Genomic DNA, 25,075 nt, shown 5'->3' with positions numbered 1-25,075 from the left:
AACATTTAAATGTGAAAAAAACAGCAATAATTTTAGGAGCAACTGGTTTAACTGGTTCAATTCTTTTAGAAAAACTTATAAATGATGATCGTTATGAACGCATCAAATTGTTTTCGCGTAAAAAAATTGAAGGTTTACCTAAAAAAGTTCAACAATTTATTGGAAACATTTTAGAACTAGAAAATTTTTCAGCAAATTTTAAAGCAAATGAAGTGTTTTGTTGTATTGGTACAACAGCAAAAAAAACACCTAATAAAGAAACTTATAAACGTATAGATTTTGGAATTCCTGTAACTGCAGCAAAACTTTCAAAATTAAATAATATACCAACATTTATAGTAGTTTCTGCAATGGGTGCAAATACCAAAAGTAATGTGTTTTACAATAAAACTAAAGGTGAAATGGAACAAGCAGTGTTTCAACAAAACATTTTAAACACCTATATTTTAAGACCTTCTATTATTGGTGGAGATAGAAAAGAAAGTAGACCATTAGAAAAAATTGGCTTGGTTATATTTAAAATAATTCAACCTCTTTTTATAGGAAAATTAAACCAATACAAAATAATTGAAGCGGAAGATATTGCTCAGGCAATGCTGAATTTAGCAAACTCAAAAACTTCAAAAGAAAAAATTATTACATCAGATAAAATAAAAAAACTGTAAACGGTGTCATTCTGTATTTATTTCAGAATCTCATCATACTGATAATCAATCACTATACGAACTTGAAACAAGTTAAGGTTAATATTAAGATAAAAAGAATAACTAAAAAATAAGATAAAATTATGGAATTATTAAATAAATTAAACTGGAGATACGCAGCAAAAGCAATGAATGGAGAAAAGGTTTCTGAAGAAAAAATTGCTAACATTATTGAAGCTGCACGTTTAGCTCCAACATCTAGTGGTTTACAACCTTTTGAAATAATTGTAGTTAAAAATCAGGCTATTAAAGAAGCAATTAGACCTGTAGCTTGGAACCAATCTATGATTACAGATTGTTCTCACTTATTAATTTTTGCTGCTTGGGATACTTACACAGAAGAAAGAATAAACAAAATGTTTGACCTTACTAATGAAGTTCGTGGATTTAAAAACGAAGGTTGGGAAAATTACCGTCAAATGTTATTAAGCTCTTACCCACAAAAAGATGCTGAAGAAAACTTTAATCACGCTGCAAAACAAGCTTATATTGCATTTAGTGCTGCTATTATTGCTGCTGCTTATGAAGGGGTAGACACAACACCAATTGAAGGTTTTGATCCTGATGCAGTTGATAAAATTTTAGGTTTAAGAGAAAAAGGATTACGTAGTTGCGTACTATTACCTATTGGTTATAGAGATGCTGATAGCGATTGGTTAGTAAACCTTAAAAAGGTTAGAAAAAGCACTGAAGATTTAGTAACTGTTCTTGAATAAATAAAATATTAATGTTGAAATTATTCAACTTTAAACTAAATAATTATGAACAAAACAATTTTATTAGAGAAAAGACCTATTGGGAAACCTCAACTATCAGATTTTAAATTTGTTTCAAATGAAGTAGAAAGTATAAACACAGGAGAAATACTTTTAAAAACAACATATGTATCTGTAGATCCATATTTAAGAGGAAGAATGAGCGATGCAAAATCTTATGTACCATCTTTTGAATTGCATAAACCAATTACATCAGGTATTGTTGCTGAAGTTATAGATTCTAAAAACAATGCATTTAAAAAAGGTGATTTTGTAAGTGGAATGTTAGCTTGGAAAGAGTTTCAAAAATCTACTGGAGAAGGATTGTTAAAAGTAGATGCTTCAAAAGCACCACTTTCAACATATTTAGGTGTTTTAGGAATGACAGGGTTAACTGCATATTTGGGCTTAACAGAAATAGGAAAACCTAAAAAAGGTGAAACAATTGTTGTTTCTGGAGCTGCAGGTGCTGTAGGTAGTGTTGTAGGCCAAATTGCCAAATTAATTGGCTGTAAAGTTATTGGTATTGCAGGAACAGACGAAAAAGTAAACATGTTAAAATCGTCTCTAGGTTTTGATAAAGCCATTAATTACAACACAACCAAAAATATGGCTGCAGCTATTAAAGAAGCTGCTCCAAATGGTGTAGATATTTATTTTGATAATGTTGGTGGTCCAATTTCTGACGCTGTTTTATTCAATATAAACCAATTTGCACGTATTATTATATGCGGTGCCATATCTGTTTACAATAGCACTGAATTGCCAAAAAGCGTGAGCGTTCAACCATTTTTAGTAAAAAATAGTGCGTTAATGCAAGGTTTTATAGTTTCTAATTATGCAGAAAAATTTCCTGAGGCTATTAAACAATTATCACATTGGTTAGCAGAAGGAAAACTAACATATACTGAGACTATTGTTGAAGGTTTTGATACAATTCCTGAAGCTTTTTTAAACCTTTTTGAAGGTAAAAACAGCGGTAAAATGCTTGTTAAAATATAAATAACATATTAAAAATTAAAACAATGAATAATTTTCAATTTAAAAATCCAACAAAAATTTTATTTGGAAAAGATCAAATAGAAAATCTTGCTACTGAAATTCCAGAAAACGCAAAAATTTTAATGCTTTTTGGAGGTGGTAGTATTAAAAAAAATGGAGTGTATGAACAAGTTTCAAAAGCACTTTCAAAATTTGAAGTAATTGAGTTTGGAGGAATTCCTGCAAATCCAGAATATGATGTTTTAATGGAAGCTTTAGATATAATTAAAGCTGAAAAAATCACTTTTTTATTAGCTGTAGGTGGAGGATCTGTAATTGACGGAACCAAATTTTTATCGGCTGCTGCTTTATATGAAGGTGAAGAACCTTGGGATATTTTAGTTAAAAACATTCGCACGTTAAAAGGAATGCCTTTTGGAACAGTACTTACTTTACCTGCAACAGGATCTGAAATGAACTCTGGAGCTGTAATAACTAGATCTGAAACAAAAGAAAAATTTGCAATGGGCGGGCCAGGATTATTTCCTCAGTTTTCTATATTAGATCCACAAGTAATTAAATCTATACCTCAACGTCAAATTGCAAATGGTTTAGCCGATTCTTTTACTCATGTATTAGAACAATATATGACCTACCCTGCACACGCACTTCTTCAAGATCGTTTTGCTGAAAGTATTTTACAAACAATTCTTGAAGTTGCTCCAGCTATATTAAAAGATCCAACGGACTATAATGCTGCCTCTAATTTTATGTGGAGTTGTACTATGGCATTAAACGGTTTAATTCAACAAGGCGTACCGTCTGACTGGGCTGTACACGCAATGGGGCACGAATTAACAGCTTTATATGGAATAGACCATGCAAGAACATTAGCAATTGTTGCTGAAAGCCATTATACGTATAATTTAGAAAGTAAAAAAGATAAATTAGCACAATATGCTGAGCGTGTTTGGAATGTTACTGAAGGAACTAAAGAAGAAAAAGCCAAAGCTGGTATTAAAAAAACAACTGAGTTTTTCCATTCTCTAGGCATAAAAACTACTTTATCTGAATATACTGAAGATTATAAAGGTACTGCCCAAATTATTTCTAAACGTTTTACAGATAGAGGATGGTTAGGTTTAGGTGAACGCCAAAAACTAACTCCTAGTGACGTAGAAAAAATAGTTGAAATGAGTTATTAAAAAATGATAAAATCATTAAAATATGTATTAGTGGTTTTTACATTAATTACAGCTGCAAGTTGTAAAAATGACAAAAAACCACTAAAAAATTCTAATGCCGAGGTAACTGAAAGCATCAATAAAACAGAAAAAATCATGAACATATTATTTGTATTAACTAGTCACGAAGATTTAGGAAAAACTGGAGAAAAAACTGGTTTTTGGATTGAAGAATTTGCTAGTCCATATTATTATTTAGTAGATAAAGGTGTAAAAGTAACTATTGCTTCACCAAAAGGAGGACAACCTCCAATTGACCCAAAAAGTGAATTGGCAGATTTCTCTACACCAGCAACTGAAAGATATAATAAAGATGCTGCAACAAAAAATCTTATTAAAAACACAGTAAAATTAGAAACAGTAAATGCAGCAGATTATGATGCTGTATTTTACCCTGGTGGTCACGGACCGTTATGGGATTTAGCTGAAGATAAAACATCTATTTCATTAATAGAAAGTTTTTATAACACTAATAAACCAGTAGCTTTTGTATGTCATGCACCAGCAGCATTAAAATATCCAAAAAAAGCGGATGGTTCACCAATTGTGAAAGGCAAAAAAGTAACTGGTTTTAGTAATACTGAAGAAGAAGCTGTACAACTTACAAAAGTTGTTCCTTTTTTAGTTGAAAATATGCTAACAGAAAACGGAGGAACATACTCTAAAGGAGATGATTGGACTCCTTACGCTTTAGAAGATGGCTTATTAATTACAGGTCAAAATCCTGCTTCATCAGAATTAGTTGCCGAATTATTATTGAAAAAATTAGAGAAATAAAATACTATATTTCTAGTTTTCAAAAGGCTATCTAAAATTAAAAATTCGTCAATTTGAATTTATTTCAGGTTCTCATAATGTTTTATTATATAATGTGATACGATTCTGAAACAAGTTCAGAATGACGATCTAATAAAAACCTCATTAATTAATTTTAATGAGGTTTTTTAATTCAATAGTCTTCTTTTATTAGTAAATTGTAAAGTTTTATTTACATTTGTATAAAAATAATTGATTATGAAACTACAAATATTACCAAACTGGTGTAAAAAATTAGGAGTTACTATGTTTATAGTATTTTCTTTTATTAGCGCTGGAGATGATTTTATTAAGGGATTTAACGAAGGTTCTAATTATAATAAAACAGAAAAGACAATTGAACAAGATTCTAATTTTAAAGATTATTTTGGAGAAAATTTATTACATTGGTTTGATGTTATTTCCATTTTTGGAATTTTAATATATATGCTCTCAAGAGAGAAAATTGAAGATGATTATATCAGTCAATTAAGATTAGAATCTTACCAAATTACAGCAATTGTAGGATTATCTATCTCAATACTGCTTTATGCTTTTTCTGAGGAAATAAAACTAACGTTAGATTATTTTATAACCTTATTTATGTATTTTTATCTAATAACATTTTTCATTAAAAAAAGAATTTACTAATGAAAAACCTAATTAAAGTAGAACGCGCACGTCACGATTTAACACAGGCCGAATTGGCTGATAAATTAGGTGTTTCAAGGCAAACTATACACGCTATTGAAAGAAATAAATTTAATCCTTCAGTAACATTAGCCATAAAAATGGCTCGTTTTTTTAAAGTCACTGTTGAATATTTATTTGATATTGAAGAAAATGAATAAGTTTTTTATATCATCACAAAAAAAGCCGAAGAATTTAATTCTTCGGCTTTTTTATTAGGTGTTTTATTAACTTAAACAGTTGTAGCTTCTAACTCTGCTGCTATTGGAAAATCAATTGCAAAATCGGCTAAATTATGGATGTAATTACTAATTATTTTATCGCCAACAACAAATACAACATCTATTAAATTTGCCTCGGTATAACCTGCTTCAAAAAAGGCATCTTTTGCTGTTTGTGAAACATTTCCTTTGTTTTCAACCACGGATGCTGTAAACTTTACCAATGCATCATATTTTGAATCAAATGAAGCTGTTCCGGCTCTTAATTCTAAAATTTCATCTTCTGAAAAACCATTTAATTTTCCAAGTTGTGTATGGGCAGATTGGCAATAACGACATCCGTTTATTTGACTTGTAACCAAATTAATAATTTCACGTTCTTTTGCTTTTAAAGTAGATTTTCGATTTTGCAAGGTTAAATAATCTCCTAAAGCGGTCTCATTTTTTGCAAAATAAGCATATAAATTAGGTGTAAATCCTAACGCTTTTTCAAGGTTTCCAAAAATTACTTGATTGTTTTCTGATACTTCGTTTTTTGTTGGTACGCTAAATTTACTCATGATTTTTATTTTTTTAGTTGTATAATTATTTTTAAAATTCTAAATTATTTCGTTTTACAATAATAATCTGCTATTGCATGTTTTTCACAATAGCCCTCTTTTGAATTAAGATTGTTTTTAATAACTGGTTTTTCAGAAAAGATTTCTTTAAAAAACCAAACAGTGTCTTCTATTGGATTTGAATGTTTCATAATTTCTATTCTTTCGTTTTGATGGTACAAAGATGCGATGAAAGAACAGGTTAATGTTAGGCAAGATTACCTTAGGAGTTGGCAATTCTTCCTAAAGACTCATTTTTTTGTATTCTGAAGGTGAAATTCCTTCATTTTTTTTAAAAAAACGACTAAAAGATTGGATGTCTTCGTAACCAACTTGGTAGGCAATTTCTTTAATAGAACTATCTGTATAACGCAATAATCTTCGCGTTTCTAACATAATTCTATCTTGTATAAATTGTAGTGGTGTTTTAGTTTCTAATTTTGAAAATAAATTAGAAAGTGTTTTGGGTGATTTATTTAATATCTCAGCATATTCTGAAACAGTATGTTTTGTTTTGAAATGTGTTTCAACTAAAAAATTATATTCACGAACTATATCTGAATTAGTAGTATCTAGCGTATTATACTTATGTTGATCTTTATAAATGCGTGTGCACAAGATAAGTAATCTTTTTAACAGCATTTGAAGCATTTCTAGTTGTAGTTTATCATTAGATTCCATTTCGTTCTTAAACACCTTAAATAAGGTTTCAAAAGTGTCTATATTTTTATCTAAAAGTTTTAAAATGGGCAATTGTGAAGCCCCAAAAAATAAGATTCCTTTACAACTAATTTCAGAATCGTGATCAATAATACAGTAAAATGCTCTATTGAAACGAATCATTTGAAGTTTGCCTACATTAGTTGTTTCAATTTTATGAAACTCTGTAAAGCAAACAATTTCATTCTTTTTAAAATGATGCTTTTTATTATCAATTTTTAATATAGTAGTATCGTCCAAACACCAAATTAATGTTAAACTACTTTCAATGTTTTCCTTTAAAATAGTACAATTAGTAGCATCAATTAAATCAACTCTTAAATATTCATTTGTTTGTCCGTTGTAAATCATATTATATTTAATAGATACTTATTTAAGTCGATAAGTAATTACGTTAATTACAATTATTGATAAAAATAAATACCTATTTTTTATTATTTTCTTGTATTTCAAACTCTTGAAATAACTGAATTAAATTCATTGAAGCTTCAATTAAATCTTTTGTTTCAAGTAAAATCCCAAAATATAAAGTAGCATTTTTAGGGCTTGTTTCTACTGTTCTAATTCTAGAAATTTGAATATCTATAGAATCTGAAACATGATTAAGTAATTGTTGTTTTTCTTCTAAAATATTATAAAAATTAGCAAAATTTCTTTCTTCAAAACCTATTATTGTTGATTCAAATGTTTGATGCAACTTTTTGTTAATTTCAATTAAATCAGTTACTTGATCCTTTTCTAAATTTTTATGATTGTTATTTACATGATTAAAACTGGTAGTAGATATAAACTCTATAGATTGCGTAATATCTTGTAAATATCTTAACACAGATAAATAAAACCTGCTTGCTTTTACCAAACTATCGTCTAAAGATTTAATAAAGTAAAAAATATCTGACCTCAGCTCATTAACCTCTGCATTTAGCTTTTTTACGTGCTTTTCTGTTTTGGATAATTTAATTAAATCTTGCTTGGATAAATCTGTAACTACGTTAGTGTACAATTTATTTACTCGTTTAATTACTTCTGAAATATGACCGGAACTTTGATTAATCACTTCATTTATAGTATTAATTTCTGCGTGCTCTAAACGTTGAATCTCTTTTTTCTTTTGTTCTTGTTTAGAATAAATTAAATAACTTCTTACTAATAAAAAAATAACTAAAACCAATAATAAAGCTACAATTGGCGCTCCTCCTAAATACATAAGATAGGCAAACACACCTGCAGCAATAAAAGCTATAATTGCAGTTAAAAACCACCCAGCAATTACATTTACAACACCTGCAACTCTGTAAACTGCGCTTTCTCTATCCCAAGCTCTATCAGCTAAAGATGTTCCCATAGCTACCATAAAAGTTACATATGTTGTAGATAATGGTAATTTTAAAGAAGTTGCAATTGAAATTAAAATACCCGCAACCATTAAGTTTACAGAAGCTCTTATCATATCAAAAGCTGGTATTTCGTATGGTTTAACTTTAGGTAAATCAATAATTGGTTTATTAAACTGATTATCTATATTTTTAATAACAGAATTTGGAAACATAAAACTTGTTAATACATTAAGGTTCACAGCTCCTCTAACAATAATTCTTGATAAAAAATTAGGTTTAAAACGCTCATGACCATTACCTTGTCTTGCCAACCCAATTTCTGTTTCAGTAACTGATCTTGCTTTTTTAGAAAACCATAAAGTTACTACCATAATAGCTCCAGAAATAAATAGTAAAGTAGATTCTGCGGGTACTTGTTCAGCTAAAACACCCATGGAAAATTCTGTAGCAGGGATTCCGCTTGCAACCCAAGCATTGTAAGAATGCAACGCTGCCATAGGTACTCCAATAAAATTAACCAAATCATTACCTGCAAAGGCTAATGCCAAGCCAAAAGTTCCTATTATAATTACTAAAACTAAAATATTTTTTTTAAAAAGGCGTGTGTAAATTTGTGAAAGTAATGTCCAAAAAACAAAACTACCAATAATAATATATAGTTCATTTCCTTTTAAAAAATCTTTAATATCTTCGTAAAAAGGAGACCCATTTAAACCTTTTATAAAAATAAAATAAGTAATAGCTGTAAGCGCAGCTCCACCAAAAAATGCACCAAAATGTTTCATTCTTTTTTCATAATGAAATGAAAATATTATTCTAGAAATATATTGTATTAAAGCACCTATTGAGAATGCCAGTACTACAGACATGAGTATTCCTGAAATAATTAATAAAGCACTCTCTGAGTTTATATAGTGTCCTAAATCTAAAATAGATTGATCAGCATTTGAGTTTATTTTTATCAATGCAATTGCAACTGCAGCCCCCAATAATTCAAATACAATTGATACTGTTGTTGAGGTTGGCATTCCTAATGAGTTGAATAAATCAAGTAAAATTACATCAGTAATCATTACAGCCATAAAAATGATCATAATTTCATTGAAATAGAATTCTCCAGGAACAAAAATTCCTTTTCTCGCAACCTCCATCATTCCACTTGAGAATATAGCTCCAAAAAAGATTCCCAAACTGGCAATTATCATTAAGGTTTTAATGGGAACAGCCTTAGATCCTAAAGCTGAGTTTAAAAAGTTAACAGCATCATTACTAACACCAACAACTAAATCTATAACAGCTAAAACGGCTAAAGCTACGAGCATTAAAATATAAATATCACTCATAATAGTAATTAAAATATAATGCAAATTTAATTTGAAATACTGTACTTAATATTAAATTAACGTTATCAAACATTAGAGGACTTTGTAAAAACAATTCTTTAATTGGCTGTTTTTAAGCGTTTAAAATTTTTGAACATTTTTAACCTCATTTTTTAAACTCTTAACACATTTTTTTATGTTAAGATATATTTATAAATAGTGTAATTAAAAAAGAAGGCTGTCTAAATATTTAGACAGCCTTCTTTTTTAAGATAGTTAAATATTGTTATTTATTCTTATTTTCCTGAACATTAAAATCATGAAATAATTGCATTAAACTCATTAACGCTGAAATTAAATCTTTGGTTTCTAATAAAATACCAAAATATAATGAAGAATTTTTAGGACTACTTTCTTCAGTTCTAATTCTAGCAATTTGCTTATCTATTGATTCAGAAACATAATCAATTATTTCTTGTTTTGCATCAATAATATTTGATAAGTTATCAAAATCTTTTTTGGTAAAATCAGATTCAATCCTATCAAATAAAACCTTTAATTTATCATTAATTTCATTTAAATCTTTTATTGATGAAGATTTTAATTGCTTATGATTGTTATTTACATGTTTGTAACTTGTAGTAGCTATATATTCAATTGATTGAGTTATATCTTGCAGATACCCTAAAATTAAAATGTAAAATCTACTTGCTTTAACTGAAGAATCATCTAATGATTTAATAAAGTAGAATACTTCTTCTCTAAGTTCATTAACTTCGTTATTTAACTTTCTTACGTGTTTTTCAGTTTTAGAAAGTTTGTTTAAATCATGTGAAGATAAATCAATTACAACATTTGAAAATAATTTATTTACACGTTTTACAACTTCTGAAATGTGATCTGAACTTTCTTTTACAACTTCATTAATTGTAATTAATTCAGCACGTTCCATATAACGTTTTTCTTTCTTTTCTTTTGCTTTTTTAGTATGTCTAACAGAACTTCGTCCCAATAAAAATAATACAATTATTAATAAAACTGCAACAGAAACAATTTCTCCTAGGTAGATAACGTAAGCAAAAATTGCAGCAACAGTAAATGCTGATAAAGCTGTTAAAAACCAACCACCAATTACATTAAATACTCCAGCAACTCTATATACAGCACTCTCTCTTCCCCAAGCTCTATCAGCTAAAGAAGTACCCATAGCAACCATAAAAGTAACATATGTTGTTGATAAAGGTAATTTTAATGATGTACCTATTGAAATTAATATCCCAGCAACAAATAAATTTACCGAAGCTCTAACCATATCAAATGCAGGTAATTCATAAGATTTATCTTTAGGTAGTTCAACAATTGGTTTTTGAAATTTTGAATCTATCCATTTTAAAGATTTTGGAGGAACTATTTTAGACATTCCTTTACTAAATGATATTGCTCCACGAACTACAGTTCTAGAAACCGCATTTGCTTGAAATTTTTCATGACCATCACCTTGTCTAGCAAGATTAATACCTGTTTCAATAACAGATTTAGCTTTTTTAGAAAACCAAAGTGTAATCACCATAATCATACCTGCAATAAACAATAAGGTTGGATTAGAAGGTACCTTTTTAGCTAAAACACCCATTGAAAATTCATGAGCAGGAATACCAGAAGCATGCCATTCTTGGTAAGAATTCCAAGCTGCAATTGGCACACCTATAAAATTCACTAAATCATTCCCTGCAAAAGCCATAGCTAAGGAGAATGTTCCAATAATTACAATAAATTTTAAAATATTAACTTTAAAAACTGACACTAATAATTGAGATAAAAGAGTCCAGAATAAAAAGCCATAAATAATAATTTCAAACGTTCGCCCTTCAATTAAATGTTTTATATCATCATAAAAAGGAGTTCCTTTCATTCCTTTTACAAAAATAAAATATGTAATTGCAGTAATTGCAAAACCTCCAAATAATGCATTTACAAAACTTTTTCTTTTTTCAAATTGAAATGTATATAAAAGTCTAGATAAAAACTGTACCAATGCTCCTACCGTAAACGCAATAAAAACCGAAAGTAGAATACCTGATATAATTAATAAGGCTTTATCTGAATTTATATATTTACCAACATTAGCAAATGTTTCTGCATCATTATTTGAAATTTTAATTAAAGCCATTGCAACTGCGGCTCCTAACAATTCAAATACAATAGAAACAGTAGTTGAAGTTGGCATTCCTAATGAATTGAATACATCCAGAAGTAATATGTCAGTAATCATAACTGCCATAAAAATGAACATAATTTCATCGAAATAGAATTCAGCAGGGTTAAAAATACCTTTTCTGGCGACTTCCATCATACCACTTGAGGTTATTGCTCCTACCGCAACTCCCACACTTGCAATTATTAAAATTGCTTTAATTGGAATTGCTTTTGATCCAATTGCTGAATTTAAAAAGTTTACGGCATCATTACTCACCCCTACAACTAAGTCAATAATTGCAAGTACAGTAAGAGCCACAAGCATTAAAATATAAATATCTCCCATCTTTTAAAGTTTAGATTCTGCAAAAGTACTTTCTATAAATAAGCCTAACATTAAATTAAAGTTACCAACATTAAATTAATGTTAAGATAACGTTATGTTCTAAAAGGTAAAACTACAAATAATTAAACAATATAAAATAAAAAAGAGTCTCATTTTATAAATGAGACTCTATCTATGGGTTGACTATTTATTCAGTTTATAACGTTACTTAAATAGTTCCTTAAGAACAAAATATTAATTACTGCAAATATCTACAAAATAAAAGGCTGATTTTTTATAAGTTGATATTCTTATCCACAAGATATTAACAATCTTTTATTACGAACCGCACATCTCACAATCGTCTGGATTATTTTGCGATGCAATTAACATAGCTTTTAATTCTTCAGGCGTTAAAGGTTTATCTTCTACCTTTTTTTCTTTTGAAACTGTAAATTGAATTGCATTTACCGCACTTTTTGTACGTAAATAATACATTCCTGTTTTTAAACCGCTTTTCCAAGCGTAAAAGTGCATAGAAGTTAATTTAGAATAGTTAGCATCTTGCATAAACAGATTTAAAGATTGAGATTGATCAATAAAATAACCTCTCTGTCTAGACATATCAATAATATCTTTCATACTCATTTCCCAAACAGTTTTATATAACTCTTTTAAATCTTGAGGAATTACATCAATATGTTGAACAGATCCGTTCGCACGCATAATGTTCTCCTTCATTTCATTATTCCAAAGTCCTAATTCTACAAGGTCTTCCAATAAATGTTTGTTTACAACAATATACTCACCACTTAAAACTCTTCTTGTGTAAATATTTGAAGTGTAAGGTTCAAAAGCTTCATTGTTCCCTAATATTTGTGATGTAGAAGCTGTTGGCATTGGAGCAACTAATAATGAGTTTCTAATTCCGTTTTCTAGTACATCTTTTCTAAGAGCTTTCCAATCCCAACGGCCACTTAAATCATCTTCAGATACTCCCCACATATTAAACTGGAATTCTCCTTTAGACATTGGGGAACCTTCATAGGTTGAATAAGTTCCTTTTGCTTTAGCCATTTCCATTGATGAAGTTACAGCTGAAAAATAAATTGTTTCAAAAATTTCTTCATTTAATTTTTTAGCTTCATCACTTGTAAAAGGCATACGTAACATAATAAAAGCATCTGCTAAACCTTGAATCCCTAAACCAACTGGTCTATGACGGAAATTAGAATTTTCAGCTTCTTTCACTGGATAATAATTACGATCTATTACAGTATCTAAATTTCTGGTAATTTTTTTAGTTACTTCAAAAAGCCTTTGATGATTAAAATATTTTTCTCCGTTTTTGTCTTCATCAATAAACATTGGAATAGCAATGGAGGCTAAGTTACAAACTGCAACTTCGTCTTTTGCTGTATATTCCATAATTTCTGTACACAAGTTAGATGAACGAATAGTACCTAAATTCTTTTGATTAGATTTTCTGTTTGCTGCATCTTTATACAACATATAAGGATTTCCTGTTTCAATTTGAGCTTCTAATATTTTTTCCCAAAGTTCACGTGCCTTTATTGTTTTACGTCCTTTTCCTACTTTTTCGTAACCGGTATATAATTTTTCAAATTCATCTCCATAAGTATCAAATAAGTGCGGACATTCATTTGGACACATTAATGTCCAATCTCCATTTTCTTCAACACGTTTCATAAATAAATCTGGAATCCACATAGCGTAAAATAAATCACGAGCTCTCATTTCTTCGGCTCCTGTATTTTTACGTAAATCTAAAAAGTTGAAAACATCAGCGTGCCAAGGTTCCATATAAATAGCAAAAGATCCTTTACGTTTTCCTCCTCCTTGATCTACATAACGAGCAGTATCATTATAAACCTTTAGCATTGGTACAATTCCGTTAGAAGTTCCATTAGTTCCCCTAATATAAGAACCTGTAGCTCTAACATTATGAATTGACAATCCAATTCCACCAGCAGATTGCGAGATTTTTGCAGTTTGCTTTAAAGTATCATAAATACCATCAATACTATCGTCTTGTATTTGTAATAAAAAACAAGAAGACATTTGTGGTTTTGGAGTTCCAGAATTAAATAAAGTAGGTGTAGCGTGTGTAAATATTTTCTTAGACATTAATTCATATGTTTCAATGGCTTCATCAATATCATTTTGATGAATACCAATCGCAACGCGCATTAACATATGCTGAGGACGTTCTGCTATTTTTCCATTTAGTTTTAATAAATAAGAACGTTCTAATGTTTTAAATCCAAAATAATCATAACTAAAATCTCTATTATAAATTATAGTTGAATCTAATTTTGCAGAATTATCCATGATAACTTTATAAGTATCATCAGCTAATAAAGCAGCTTTTTTTCCAGTTCTTGGATTTACATAATTGTATAAATCCGTCATAACATCTGAAAATGATTTTTTTGTGTTTTTATGTAGATTTGAAACCGCAATTCGAGCCGCAAGCTTTGCATAATCTGGGTGTTGCACCGTCATAGTAGCAGCAGTTTCAGCAGCTAAATTATCGAGTTCGGAAGTAGTAACACCATCATAAAGGCCTTCAATAACTCTCATTGCAACCTTTACAGGATCAACAAGTTTATTTAAACCATAACACATTTTTCTTACTCTTGCCGTGATTTTATCAAACATCACAGGTTCTTTTCTTCCGTCTCTTTTTAGTACAAACATATTTTATCTACAATTTTTAATTTACGAATTTTTGAATTACGAATTAACTCGCAACAAAGATTCTTGTTAATTTTTTCTCAATCTTGTCATCCTTATAATAAGGAAGCAACCTATATTTACAAGGTATGACCGCTTACCTAAGCAAGAATAACAACGTTAAATACCTCAGATTAAACTTAGATTATTTAACTTTAATATTTTAGGGGTTCAAATATACGTTGAGATAAACGTAATTTGTAATTGTCAATTTAGAATCACTTAAAAATCGGCATCGAAACTAATACTTCCAGTTCCTCCAGATTTAACACCGGCTTTTTGATATTCAGAAACACGTTTTTCAAAAAAGTTGGTTTTCCCTTCTAGAGAAATCATTTCCATAAAATCAAAAGGGTTGGAAACGTTATAAACTTTTTCACATCCAAACTCAGTTAAAAGTCTGTCTGTTACAAATTCTAAATATTGAGTCATTAATTTAGCATTCATACCAATTAAACTTACCGGTAATGATTCTGTTATAAATTTACGTTCAATATCAAGTGCGTCAACAATAATATGTGTAATTCGTTCTTTTGGAACCTTGTTTACAATGTGGTTGTTGTGTAAGTGTACCGCAAAATCACAATGTAATCCTTCGTCACGAGAAATTAACTCGTTAGAAAAAGTTAAACCAGGTAATAAACCTCTTTTCTTCAACCAAAATATTGAACAAAAACTTCCTGAAAAGAAAATTCCTTCAACGGCTGCAAAAGCAATTAAGCGCTCAGCAAAGCTTGGACTTTCGATCCATTTTAATGCCCAATCTGCCTTTAATTTAATTGCAGGAAAAACATCAATAGCTTTAAAAAGCTCATTTTTTTCAACTTCATTCTTAACATATGTATCAATTAATAAAGAATATACTTCAGAATGTATGTTTTCCATCATTATTTGGAATCCATAAAAGAATTTCGCTTCAGAATATTGAACCTCACTAACAAAATTTTCGGCTAAGTTTTCATTTACAATTCCATCAGAAGCGGCAAAAAACGCCAAAATATGTTTTATAAAATAACGTTCATCATCGTTTAATTTTGTTTCCCAATCAATTACATCTTGGTGTAAATCAATTTCTTCTGCTGTCCAAATACTAGCTTCTTGTTTTTTATACCATTCCCAAATATCTTGATGTTGAATAGGGAAAATTACAAATCTGTCTTTGTTTTCTTGTAAAATAGGTTCAATAGCCGGCATTTTCTTAGACTTTTTTTTATTGGTAAAATTATCAGTTGATTTCTTTCGAATCGAGAAAAACAAAGATTGGAAAAAAACAAACAAAAAAAAAGGGCACTTATTCACAATTGACCTTAAGTTTTTAACATTATGAGGCTTTTTAAACAAACGACAATTTACTCCTAAATACTGATTATCAACAAAATACAAACGTCAATTATTGCTCCGTAGTTGATTCTATTAGCTTTAAATTAAAATGGCTGTTTAGAGTAACTATATAAAAAAAGTTCAAGCTTTTAAACTTGAACTTTTTAAAGTAAATAGAAATAAATCAACAATTAATTACTCCAAATACTAATTTTTATATTGTGCCTCGTTATTTTATTACTTCAAACATTTTTAAAATCACCTTTTTAACAAAATCAACCCACATTTATTAGTTTAAATAATTTTTATACTTTTCATTTATTTGTTCTGTTCGTTTAATAAATGCATTACTTACTTGCTCTAAAGCTTTTAGTTGTGTATCATTAATTAAACCTTGTTCTTCTTTTTCATTCATATAAGTATCAAACTCTTCAATTAGTTTTGCCATTTGAGTGCTATTTGAAACAAACTGAACCATTAATTTTCCTACTTTTAATCCATCCATTAAAGTTTGATCTTCATCTTTTTTATTTAAAACATCTTTTCCTTCAATTGCTAATTGTTCAATATTATCTGAAAATTCATTAAGTGCTTTTTCAGAAGATTTTATTACTTCAACAAGTTCCGTATCACCACTAATTTCTGTAGCTATTGGAATACTTAAAGGAGGTAAAAAGTTGGCATTTCGTTTATTTTCGCTTGAACAGGCATTAAGTACAAGGCTTATAATTACTAAAATTGTTATTTTTTTTAAAAGATGTTTCATAGTATTAATTTTTTCAATTTAATTATTCAAATTCTCTAAATTCAACAGTTTCTATCATATACTTAAACACACTTTCAAGTTTTTTAACATCTCCTTCAAAAGCAGTTATTGGACTACTTTTTGCTTGATCTATATAAAAAAGTGCCGTAGTATTATGATGTGGAATTATATAACCCAATCTATAATACACACAAGAATAATCGTTTCTACTAAAATTAGAGGAAACAAGAAATCTTTTACATGTTTTACCTGCAATTACAACATCACTGTACTGTTCTACTACATTTTCTTTTTTTAGCAATGGTCTTAAAATACTGGATTTTTTAATGCTTTCAAGAGCTATATTAATAGTAGTATTCTCTCCTTTTATAAAGTTATTTGTAGATAAATCACTAAATTGATATACATGTTGTCCAAGATATTTGCTGGTTGGAACTTCTTCTCCAGCATCATTGCGAGAGCCGCCAGATTCTTGCTTGCTAAATCCTTCACCTTGATACGGCTTTTGAAGTGATGCAAAACCTTTATAATTAGTAATTTCAGTAAATGTGATTCCTGCTGGTGGAACTGGTTCAGGTTTACTTGCTGTTGTTGTTTTTTTGCTTATTGAACAAGAGCCTAAAAAGACTGCAATTATTAAAAAATATAGTGCTCGTTTCATTAGTTTAAATTTTATTTATTTTACTTCAATTTTTATTTTTATTTTACTCAAGGCATTTTCGGTGTTTTCTTCTCCATTTTTAAGTAAAAAGTATTCAATAGTATGTGGTTTGTTTTGCAAAGACATTCCCGTTCTTCCATCCGTATAAGGTGATGCTATGCTTGTGCCTGCGTACATGCCATCTTTTCGTCCATCAAACTGTGTTAAAATCCAACAACCTGTTGCGTTTACCATATTTTCATCAAAACTAATTTCAACACTTAAGCCTTCATCTTTTTTTAGTGTAACTTTATTAGAAGTTGGTTGTACCAATTTAAATTTGTAATCAACTTTAAAAGTTGGATCTTTCATTTTTAAACGAAGGATATTTTCTTCGGAAATGGTAGTATATTCTATATGAGAAACCTTATTTTTTTCATCTACCAAAAGGACATATCCTTTTAAATCATCAAAAGATTTTTCTCGAACAAAAAACCACATATTATCTTTTTTATAAAAGGTTTTTAGTTCAATATCAAACTTACTAACAGGTGAAAGATCGTCTAATACATATTGAAAAAGTCTTGCATCATTTTCTGTTTTTAGTGTGTATTTTTCTTGTAAACTTTTTAAAAATAATGGTGTTTCAAGAAGTTCATTAATAGAAGTTTTTATGTACTCATTATTACTAGAAACTAACACAAAAGGTGTGTTATTTGTAAAACTGCCACCTTCATCAACTTCGGTTACTTTTAAGTTGCATTTGTTAATTAAAATGCTTGATATTTTATGTATTGAATAAAAATTAAGTGGTGAAACCTCAAATTTATAATTGGTTTTATTAAACAAATAATTACGCATAAAGTCAATATCTTCTTTTGAAATTACAGCTACGGAATCTGTATAATCAATTGATTCTCCAGCTTGTAATAATGTTTCAGGCAACGTCTTTTTTAATTTATTTTCATAAACTATTTTAGAAATTTGTCCTTCTTTATCTGTAGTAACTATATATGCTTTAACATCATCAAAAAACTTATCTCTAATAAAATACCAAGTATTTTCTTCTATAAAAAATCCTAAACCTCGCTCATTGTCCATTAATTTTAAAATAGATTGAAAGGCAACACCATCATCTTCAGTTAATAGTTTAAATTTCTTCGATTTTAAGCTTTCTAGAAACTCGCTAGAAGCTAATAATTCACTTAAATTTTTAAAAGAGGTAAGTTTATTATCTGTTTTTATAAAATATAGCTCTTGTATTGTGTTGTTGTTATATTTATCTCCGGTGTTTATTGTTAAACTACTTTTAATAATATCTGACGCTACTACATTTTGCGAAATTTTGCTTATTAGTAGTGTGTTTTTATTTTGAATTGTGCTTTCTAAATAGTCTTTAATTTTGGTCTGTTCCACATTATTTTGACTAAAAGCAGCAATATTTATGAATGCTAAAATTGAAATTAATATAGTTTTCATTTTTATATGTTTTTTATTAGAATAAAAACCAAATTTGTATTGAAATTGAATTAATTTGATGTAATTATTTCCTGTAACTCATAGATAGAATAGTGGCTACTAGAGTCTTCTCTAGGATCTTTGATGACTTTTGCTATTATAGCAGGTTTGTCATTCATAAGCCAAATTTTTAGTTTTTCATTATCATTAAGAGCTTCAACAACAGTACAGTTAAAAGTTCCTAGATCAATGGTAAGTTCTTCTTGTCCAACAACCCGGTACATACCTTCATCTAATGGGTATAAATCTGCGTTTCCATTTTCATAATCTCCAAGATAAACATCACCTTCAGCTGTGTTGTAGCTATCGTAGCCGTTAAAAATGTTGTCTATTTTCAATCTTTGATTTTCTGCTTCAACAAAAACATCAGCCGTTAGTTTTTTGTTTTCGAATGTATTTACATCCTCATTTAATTGATCTAATGAATATACCAGTTGTTTTATATTGGAAAGTTGTTCAAGTAATAAATGAAAGTCTTGCCATGGCAGTTTATCTTTTTCGTTGCTATATTTATAATTTTCAAGACCTTCTGTATAGAAATCTTCCTCCTCAAACATAAGGTGTTCAAGTTTTGCCTTTTGATTATAATATTCAGAGTTTTCTATGCTTTCTTCTTTTATAATTTGAACAGTTGTGCTACCAAAAGGAGGTTCTTGATCTTTAACTTTTACAATTTTTGCATATACTCCTGGTTGATTATTTACCATCCAATATTGAAATTTTTCACTAAACCCACCTAATCCTTCAACAACGGTACATTCAAAATCTCCAAGAGCTGTTTTTAAGATTTCATTCGTTGAAACTACCTTATACCAATCTAGTTCCTCTTCTGGGTAAAATCGAAAATCTTCTTTATTTTCTTTAAAATAATCAACAGAAATAGCTTGTTCTGTCATGTCTATATAATCGTTTTGAGCATATGAATAATCTCTTGCACCCAATGTTTGGTCAACTTCATTGTAATTAAACTTGGTGCTTACCACCCAATTAGCTGCTTCTCTAGAATCTGGAAAACTTGTATATTGAAAGAGAACTTCATTTTTATCTTTTAAATAGTTTACAATTGCGGTTATGTTCCAAGGTAATTTTTTGGCTTCAGCTTTTTCATTAAAACCTTCTTCATTATCATACAAATCATCTCTTTCAAATGAAAGTATTGGTTTTTCCATTTCAACTTTAGCTGGAGGATTCATTTTAGCTAATTTGATAAAAGATAAAGTTGCTCCATCTTTTTTATAGACTAGCGCATTTTTAGTTACTTCAACAATTGAAGCTTCGCCATTAAAATCCTTGTCCATGTCACTTACCATAACAAGTGTATGATTCTTTTTATTGTAGTTCCATGTGCCTACATCCATTGTTCTTGACTCCGCATTTCTTGCTGCTTTAAAGACTCCGTTTTCTGCAAAAATAAACACAACTTCCATACCTGTTTCTGTTTCACTATTTGCTTCAACCTGAGTTAATTTCCAATTCCCTATTATTTTAGATTCTTGTGCTTTTAAAGAAAAAAAACAAAGAATAACGATAAGTGTTATTACTAATTTTTTCATAATATTTTATTTAATGTTTTCTAACATATTTTTTAATTTCTAATTCCGTTGTTCTACTAGGTTTTAATAATAAAATGCTGATATTATTTTGTGGAATTATGATGGATTTTTCATACTTAAAATCAAGTTCTGTATTGGTTGATTTTTTATAAGTGATTTTATCCATATTTACCAACGAGCTATCTTTAATTTTGTAAGAATTTCGAGCGTCTAACTCAAAACCATTGTTATTATATAATTGATATTTAATGGTTATTTGATTTGGATCTATATTTAAAATTTGAAGTTTTCCAACCGCTAGTTTTGTGGTTACAAACAATAAAATATCATTTTTTATTACTCTAAATCCGTTGATATTATCTGCCTGAAATAGTACATCTTGTCGACCATCAAATAATTCTACAATTTTCTGATTGTTTAATGATTGATACAGTCTTTCTCGTTTTAACCAAATTGGATTGAAAATTTCTTTATTTATTACTGAAATAGTATCAATTTTTACTGCAATTTTTGCTCTTTCAATAGTGTTTCTAGGGCCATTTGAACCTCTTGTAGAAAAACTCTCATCTTTTAATACCAATCCTTTCCAAGCATATATATCGTGATATTTACTTATGTTGTAGTAATCGGCTTGTTTTCCCAGTATTTCTTTGGATCCCGATTTTTCAGTACCCATATAAAGCGTTTCAATCCAAGAGTCTATAACTTGATAATATTGAATATTTTCTCTGCATTTTATACGTAAATAGTATGGATCATCACTAATTTTATTTTCGTCAAAATTGAAATAATAACGATGTTCATCAACCCACAAACGTTCCGCTATTTTTACTTTTTCAGGAAGCAATTTCCCTCCAAATTTTGATACTTGATAAATTTCTTCAAAAGCAATATCTCCAAATTCATCCCAATAATAAATTACTTGTTCAGCTACATAAGGTACTTGTTCACTAAAGCCCGTTTCAACTCCGTTTTCATACTTATAAACTGAATGTGTTGAATATTTTAATTTTTCATAAGTAATTTTTCCGCTTTTTACTTTGTAAGGCTTAAACTCTTGCGATTGTATTGCAAAGCAGCTAATAAGCGACAAAAACAATATAAAAGTTTTCATAGCAACTTTTTTTTAATTAATTCCCTTTTCTCATTTTGACCATTTTTTGAATCATATCATACGTTTGATGTAATTCTTCTTCGCTCATATTTTGCATTTCTTCATCTTCATTGTCATCAAGTGCCATTTTTTTCCATTCTTCAAAAGATAAATTACTTAGCATTTCCATATTTGCATCTATGTCTTCCATATCATCTTCATATTCTTCATTATCCATAAAGCCTTCTTCTTTTGTAATAGGAAAATCAGGTAATTTAAAATTGCTATCAGATACATTCACATTAAATTTAGCACTGGTTGCTTCTTTAATTGTGGTTATTCCCATAGTAGTCATTTCAAGTTTCAAAACTACTCCTTGGTACATCCATTGTTTAGCTCCAAGAACATCCCATATTTCACAATCATATCCTAAAAACTTTTCGTTACCAATTATTTTCCCACCCATACCTTCTAACATTGCTTTTCCTGTTTTATTAACATCTCCGCCAGCAAAGGTTTTAGTCATTTCCATTGCCATATCTCTACGCATAAAAATTTGTTTTTTATCAAAATCTACGTGATAACTTTCTCCATTATTTAATTTAGAAATTTTATGTGTAGTAGCTACATCTGTATTCTTTTTTCCAAAAATATTTGTAATTGTTGTGGTTGTAGATTTTTCTTCAACAAGTTCTATATTACCCCAATCTTTAAAAGATAAACTTTCAGATCCCGTTCCTGTTATTGTACTACCCATAACCTTACCTTGTATGGTTGATTTGTAGTTAATAATACCAGATTTTACTTCGTATCTTTTTAATTTAGGTTCTTGTTTTTCAGTACTTATAGATAAACTATCAACTGATTTATTTTCGTTTCCTTTGCAACTTATAGTTACTATAAATAATGCAAGTATTAAACTTAATTTTTTCATTTTTTAATATTTTAAATTATTGTGAGCTAACTATTTTTTAAAGCTCAGTTGAAGCGCTAATTCAACAGAATAATGTTTGTTTAAATGGCGAACAAGATTCCGGCAAACAAACCTAAATCTGAGCGTATGTATTTAGTTTCCGCATACAATTTCATATTGTCTGACAAGTTGTAATTAGCACCAGCTCCTAGCGTTAAACCAAAATTTGAACCAGATGAATAACCATCTCCGCTTACTACAAAGTAATTTAACCCTGCTAATGGGTACCATTTAAATTCATTGTTAATTTCCATATTATAATGTGCATCTACTCCTAACAAGAAAAAATTATAACTATTCGCAGTATCCATTAAATAATAATCAAAGGATGGTGATATGGATATTTTTTCTGATACGCCAAAATTTGCTTTAACCTCAACTGCTATTGTGCTTAAAGTACCTATCAAAATACCACTACCAACTTCAGTTTGAGCTTTAATAAATTGAGTAAAACTGATAAGAATGATAATTATTAAAATGACTTTTTTCATAATGTAATTTTTATTATTTCTTATATTACTTTAAAAGCAACCGATTCAGCTGTTCCGCTAAAAGTATGAACAGTTGTACCCCCCATTTCACTACAAGTTCCTTCAAAATAAATTTTGCTTTCTGAAGTTCTTTTTACAGTTCCACTAATGGAAAAATACATTTCATCTGTACCTGTTTTCATTAAATTTTTTCCAGAAATTATAACTGTTGTTTCTGAGTTATTTTCACCAATTTTCACCTCAACACCAACTGTTTCGGGTACTTCGGAAATTAGTACACCAAAGTCGTTACCCACTGAAAGTGAAATGGAATTTCCAACCATACCAACTTCCTCTGTTGTTCCTTCTGCAACAATACTACCATCCATTGTTACTTTATACTTTCCATCCTCTAATTGTGTATGAAGATCATTATCATCATCGCTGCTGCAAGATGTGAATGTGAAACTTGCTGCTACTAAAACTAAAACTGTTAAAAATTTGATTGTTTTTTTCATGATTATTTTTTTTTGTTTATTTATATTTTAAACGCACCTAATGATTCTTGTTTTTTGAAAACCTAGTAGATTTCAGAAACCTACTAGGTCTAAAAATTAACTCAATCAAAACTTAACAAACTCAACACGTCTGTTATTCGCTTTTCCTTCAGGAGTGCTATTATTATCAATTGGTTTAGATTCTCCAAAACCATCAGATTTAAGTCTGTTTGGAGCAATTCCCATAGCAATTAATTTATTCATAACAGATTTTCCTCTTTCTTTTGAAAGTGTCATGTTTGTAACATCGCTACCATCACTATCTGTATGCCCTTCAACACTAAAATTAATTGTAGGATTGTCAACCATTAATTTATAGATTTCATTAATTGGCCCCATACTTTCAGCTTTTAAGCTTGCTTTATTGACATCGAATTTTATTCCGTTTACAATAATTTTTCCTTCAGAAAGAACTCTATCATAGTATTTTACGCCACCTTTGGCAATACGGATGTTTTTGATGTACATATTGTCATTACCTGCTTCAATAGTAATTCCAGAAGGATTAATTTCTAAATGGGGTACATTTATTAAACGTGTATCGTTAAAATAGGCTTTGTATTTCCCTTTGGTATAAGCCATAGAAATGTGTTTCCATGATCCTTCAAGCTCTTTTGACCATCCTATCTTTTCAGTTCCTGGATAAGACTTATCTGAATCCATAAACGATAAAGCGTGAGGCATTACAACCAATCGTTCTGTCTTTTGCCTATTGTTTTTTTGGTCACATAAATAAATCCATAATCTGTTTGATGTTGTGTATCCTTTTGCAAACCATACATCTAATTCTACGGTAAAAACATCGGGCAAATAATCTTCATTAGAATTTTTAAGGTAGGGTATAATGTAAGATTGGTGACTAAGAAACATTATCACATTTTCGCCATCAACATTCCCAATTTCAGCATTACCTTTATATAAATCCCAACGGCTTGGAAACTCTCCATTTTCTTCGTCGGTACTTGGTCCATCTTCAAAAATTACGGTATCTCCAGGAACAAAATCAAACTTATTCCAAACTACATTTGGTTGTTTTACTGTAGTTCCATTTTGTTGTGAAGTATTTTCTGAGTTAGAACTATAGCCTTGTGTACTCTTATTGGCCTTTTCTTTCTCAGTTGTTTTGTCTTTTTTATTTTTACCATCAATGGTGTCCTCTGCATCATCAAAGGTTTTATCAATTTTTTTATTAACGCGTCGTTCAGAACGTTTATCAGCTTCACGTTCTATTTTTTGTTCTGCTTTTTTTACTAATTTTTTAAAAAATTGAGCGTCTACATGCTGAGGTGCTACAAAAAAGATTCCTATTAATAATAACAATTTAAATAGGAGTTTGTTTTTAAAATTTAAATTTTTCATAATTTTAGTTTTAGAATTTTTAGCAATTGTCTTGTTGATTTTCCTAATGCTAAATTATATCTAAACGTAAAAAATTACTTCATTTAAAAGGATGATTTAAATAACCCTTATGGGTGATATTATGCAGATAAGCTATTGATTTTAATAGACAAAGTTGTTAGTTTTTGAAAAAACAGATAA

23 protein-coding genes are annotated in these 25,075 nt (G+C 29.1%); 7 read left to right on the top strand and 16 right to left on the bottom strand.

Annotated features, from left to right (window positions below):
- Positions 1-11: 11 nt before the first annotated feature.
- The 7 genes from DAD81_RS05490 (at position 12) to DAD81_RS05460 (ending at position 5,330) form a co-directional block, all read left to right on the top strand.
- On the top strand, positions 12-665 hold the full coding sequence (locus tag DAD81_RS05490; protein ID WP_111707228.1) for an NAD(P)H-binding protein: 654 nt from the start codon (positions 12-14) through the stop codon (positions 663-665).
- Between the two features lie 122 nt (positions 666-787).
- Complete coding sequence (locus DAD81_RS05485) at positions 788-1,420, top strand: nitroreductase family protein (RefSeq protein ID WP_111707227.1); 633 nt, start codon at positions 788-790, stop codon at positions 1,418-1,420.
- A 45-nt stretch (positions 1,421-1,465) separates the two neighbouring features.
- Positions 1,466-2,461: an NADP-dependent oxidoreductase gene (locus DAD81_RS05480; protein ID WP_111707226.1), complete on the top strand. Its 996-nt coding sequence runs from the start codon at positions 1,466-1,468 to the stop codon at positions 2,459-2,461.
- Between the two features lie 23 nt (positions 2,462-2,484).
- Positions 2,485-3,645 (top strand): iron-containing alcohol dehydrogenase, encoded by a 1,161-nt coding sequence (locus DAD81_RS05475; RefSeq protein WP_111707225.1) that lies wholly within the window; start codon positions 2,485-2,487, stop codon positions 3,643-3,645.
- Positions 3,646-3,651: 6 nt separating this feature from the next.
- A complete protein-coding gene (locus DAD81_RS05470; protein ID WP_245949183.1) occupies positions 3,652-4,461 on the top strand; it encodes a type 1 glutamine amidotransferase domain-containing protein in 810 nt (269 codons plus the stop codon).
- 237 nt (positions 4,462-4,698) lie between these two features.
- Positions 4,699-5,130: a hypothetical protein gene (locus DAD81_RS05465; RefSeq protein ID WP_111707223.1), complete on the top strand. Its 432-nt coding sequence runs from the start codon at positions 4,699-4,701 to the stop codon at positions 5,128-5,130.
- Complete coding sequence (locus tag DAD81_RS05460; protein ID WP_111707222.1) at positions 5,130-5,330, top strand: helix-turn-helix transcriptional regulator; 201 nt, start codon at positions 5,130-5,132, stop codon at positions 5,328-5,330. The genes DAD81_RS05465 and DAD81_RS05460 overlap by 1 nt, the downstream gene beginning before the upstream one ends.
- Before the next feature lie 71 nt (positions 5,331-5,401).
- Here the strand turns inward: DAD81_RS05460 and DAD81_RS05455 are convergent, their stop codons facing one another.
- From DAD81_RS05455 to DAD81_RS05385, 16 genes are all read right to left on the bottom strand, one after another.
- Positions 5,402-5,950: a carboxymuconolactone decarboxylase family protein gene (locus tag DAD81_RS05455; protein ID WP_111707221.1), complete on the bottom strand. Its 549-nt coding sequence runs from the start codon at positions 5,948-5,950 to the stop codon at positions 5,402-5,404.
- A 44-nt stretch (positions 5,951-5,994) separates the two neighbouring features.
- Positions 5,995-6,141, bottom strand: coding sequence for a hypothetical protein (locus DAD81_RS20690; RefSeq protein WP_157961083.1), 147 nt, complete (start codon positions 6,139-6,141; stop codon positions 5,995-5,997).
- A gap of 91 nt (positions 6,142-6,232) precedes the next feature.
- A complete protein-coding gene (locus DAD81_RS05450) occupies positions 6,233-7,060 on the bottom strand; it encodes a helix-turn-helix domain-containing protein (RefSeq protein ID WP_111707220.1) in 828 nt (275 codons plus the stop codon).
- Positions 7,061-7,133: 73 nt separating this feature from the next.
- Positions 7,134-9,389 carry an inorganic phosphate transporter gene (locus tag DAD81_RS05445; RefSeq protein WP_111707219.1) on the bottom strand — a complete coding sequence of 752 codons (2,256 nt, stop codon included), beginning with the start codon at positions 9,387-9,389 and terminating at the stop codon, positions 7,134-7,136.
- Positions 9,390-9,654: 265 nt separating this feature from the next.
- Entirely contained in the window at positions 9,655-11,910 is a 2,256-nt protein-coding gene (locus DAD81_RS05440) for an inorganic phosphate transporter (RefSeq protein ID WP_111707218.1), read from the bottom strand.
- Between the two features lie 318 nt (positions 11,911-12,228).
- Positions 12,229-14,610, bottom strand: a complete 2,382-nt coding sequence (locus tag DAD81_RS05435; protein ID WP_111707217.1) for a ribonucleoside-diphosphate reductase subunit alpha — start codon at positions 14,608-14,610, stop codon at positions 12,229-12,231.
- A gap of 258 nt (positions 14,611-14,868) precedes the next feature.
- Entirely contained in the window at positions 14,869-15,840 is a 972-nt protein-coding gene (locus tag DAD81_RS05430; protein ID WP_111707216.1) for a ribonucleotide-diphosphate reductase subunit beta, read from the bottom strand.
- Positions 15,841-16,255: 415 nt separating this feature from the next.
- Positions 16,256-16,732 carry a hypothetical protein gene (locus tag DAD81_RS05425; protein WP_111707215.1) on the bottom strand — a complete coding sequence of 159 codons (477 nt, stop codon included), beginning with the start codon at positions 16,730-16,732 and terminating at the stop codon, positions 16,256-16,258.
- A 22-nt stretch (positions 16,733-16,754) separates the two neighbouring features.
- Positions 16,755-17,393, bottom strand: coding sequence for a hypothetical protein (locus DAD81_RS05420; protein WP_111707214.1), 639 nt, complete (start codon positions 17,391-17,393; stop codon positions 16,755-16,757).
- A gap of 15 nt (positions 17,394-17,408) precedes the next feature.
- Entirely contained in the window at positions 17,409-18,851 is a 1,443-nt protein-coding gene (locus tag DAD81_RS05415; RefSeq protein ID WP_111707213.1) for a hypothetical protein, read from the bottom strand.
- Between the two features lie 50 nt (positions 18,852-18,901).
- Positions 18,902-20,443, bottom strand: a complete 1,542-nt coding sequence (locus DAD81_RS05410; protein ID WP_111707212.1) for a hypothetical protein — start codon at positions 20,441-20,443, stop codon at positions 18,902-18,904.
- Positions 20,444-20,453: 10 nt separating this feature from the next.
- A complete protein-coding gene (locus DAD81_RS05405) occupies positions 20,454-21,557 on the bottom strand; it encodes a hypothetical protein (protein ID WP_111707211.1) in 1,104 nt (367 codons plus the stop codon).
- A gap of 16 nt (positions 21,558-21,573) precedes the next feature.
- Complete coding sequence (locus tag DAD81_RS05400; protein WP_111707210.1) at positions 21,574-22,470, bottom strand: hypothetical protein; 897 nt, start codon at positions 22,468-22,470, stop codon at positions 21,574-21,576.
- 80 nt (positions 22,471-22,550) lie between these two features.
- A complete protein-coding gene (locus DAD81_RS05395) occupies positions 22,551-23,000 on the bottom strand; it encodes an outer membrane beta-barrel protein (protein ID WP_111707209.1) in 450 nt (149 codons plus the stop codon).
- Positions 23,001-23,020: 20 nt separating this feature from the next.
- Positions 23,021-23,497, bottom strand: coding sequence for a hypothetical protein (locus DAD81_RS05390; protein WP_111707208.1), 477 nt, complete (start codon positions 23,495-23,497; stop codon positions 23,021-23,023).
- A gap of 105 nt (positions 23,498-23,602) precedes the next feature.
- Entirely contained in the window at positions 23,603-24,895 is a 1,293-nt protein-coding gene (locus DAD81_RS05385; protein WP_111707207.1) for an OmpA family protein, read from the bottom strand.
- Positions 24,896-25,075 lie beyond the last annotated feature (180 nt).

Origin of the sequence: Lutibacter citreus (assembly GCF_003260195.1) — a bacterium.
Classification (GTDB): Bacteria; Bacteroidota; Bacteroidia; order Flavobacteriales; family Flavobacteriaceae; genus Lutibacter; species Lutibacter citreus.
Note: the sequence above shows the minus strand (reverse complement) of the source record. Positions and strands in the feature narration are given on the sequence as shown.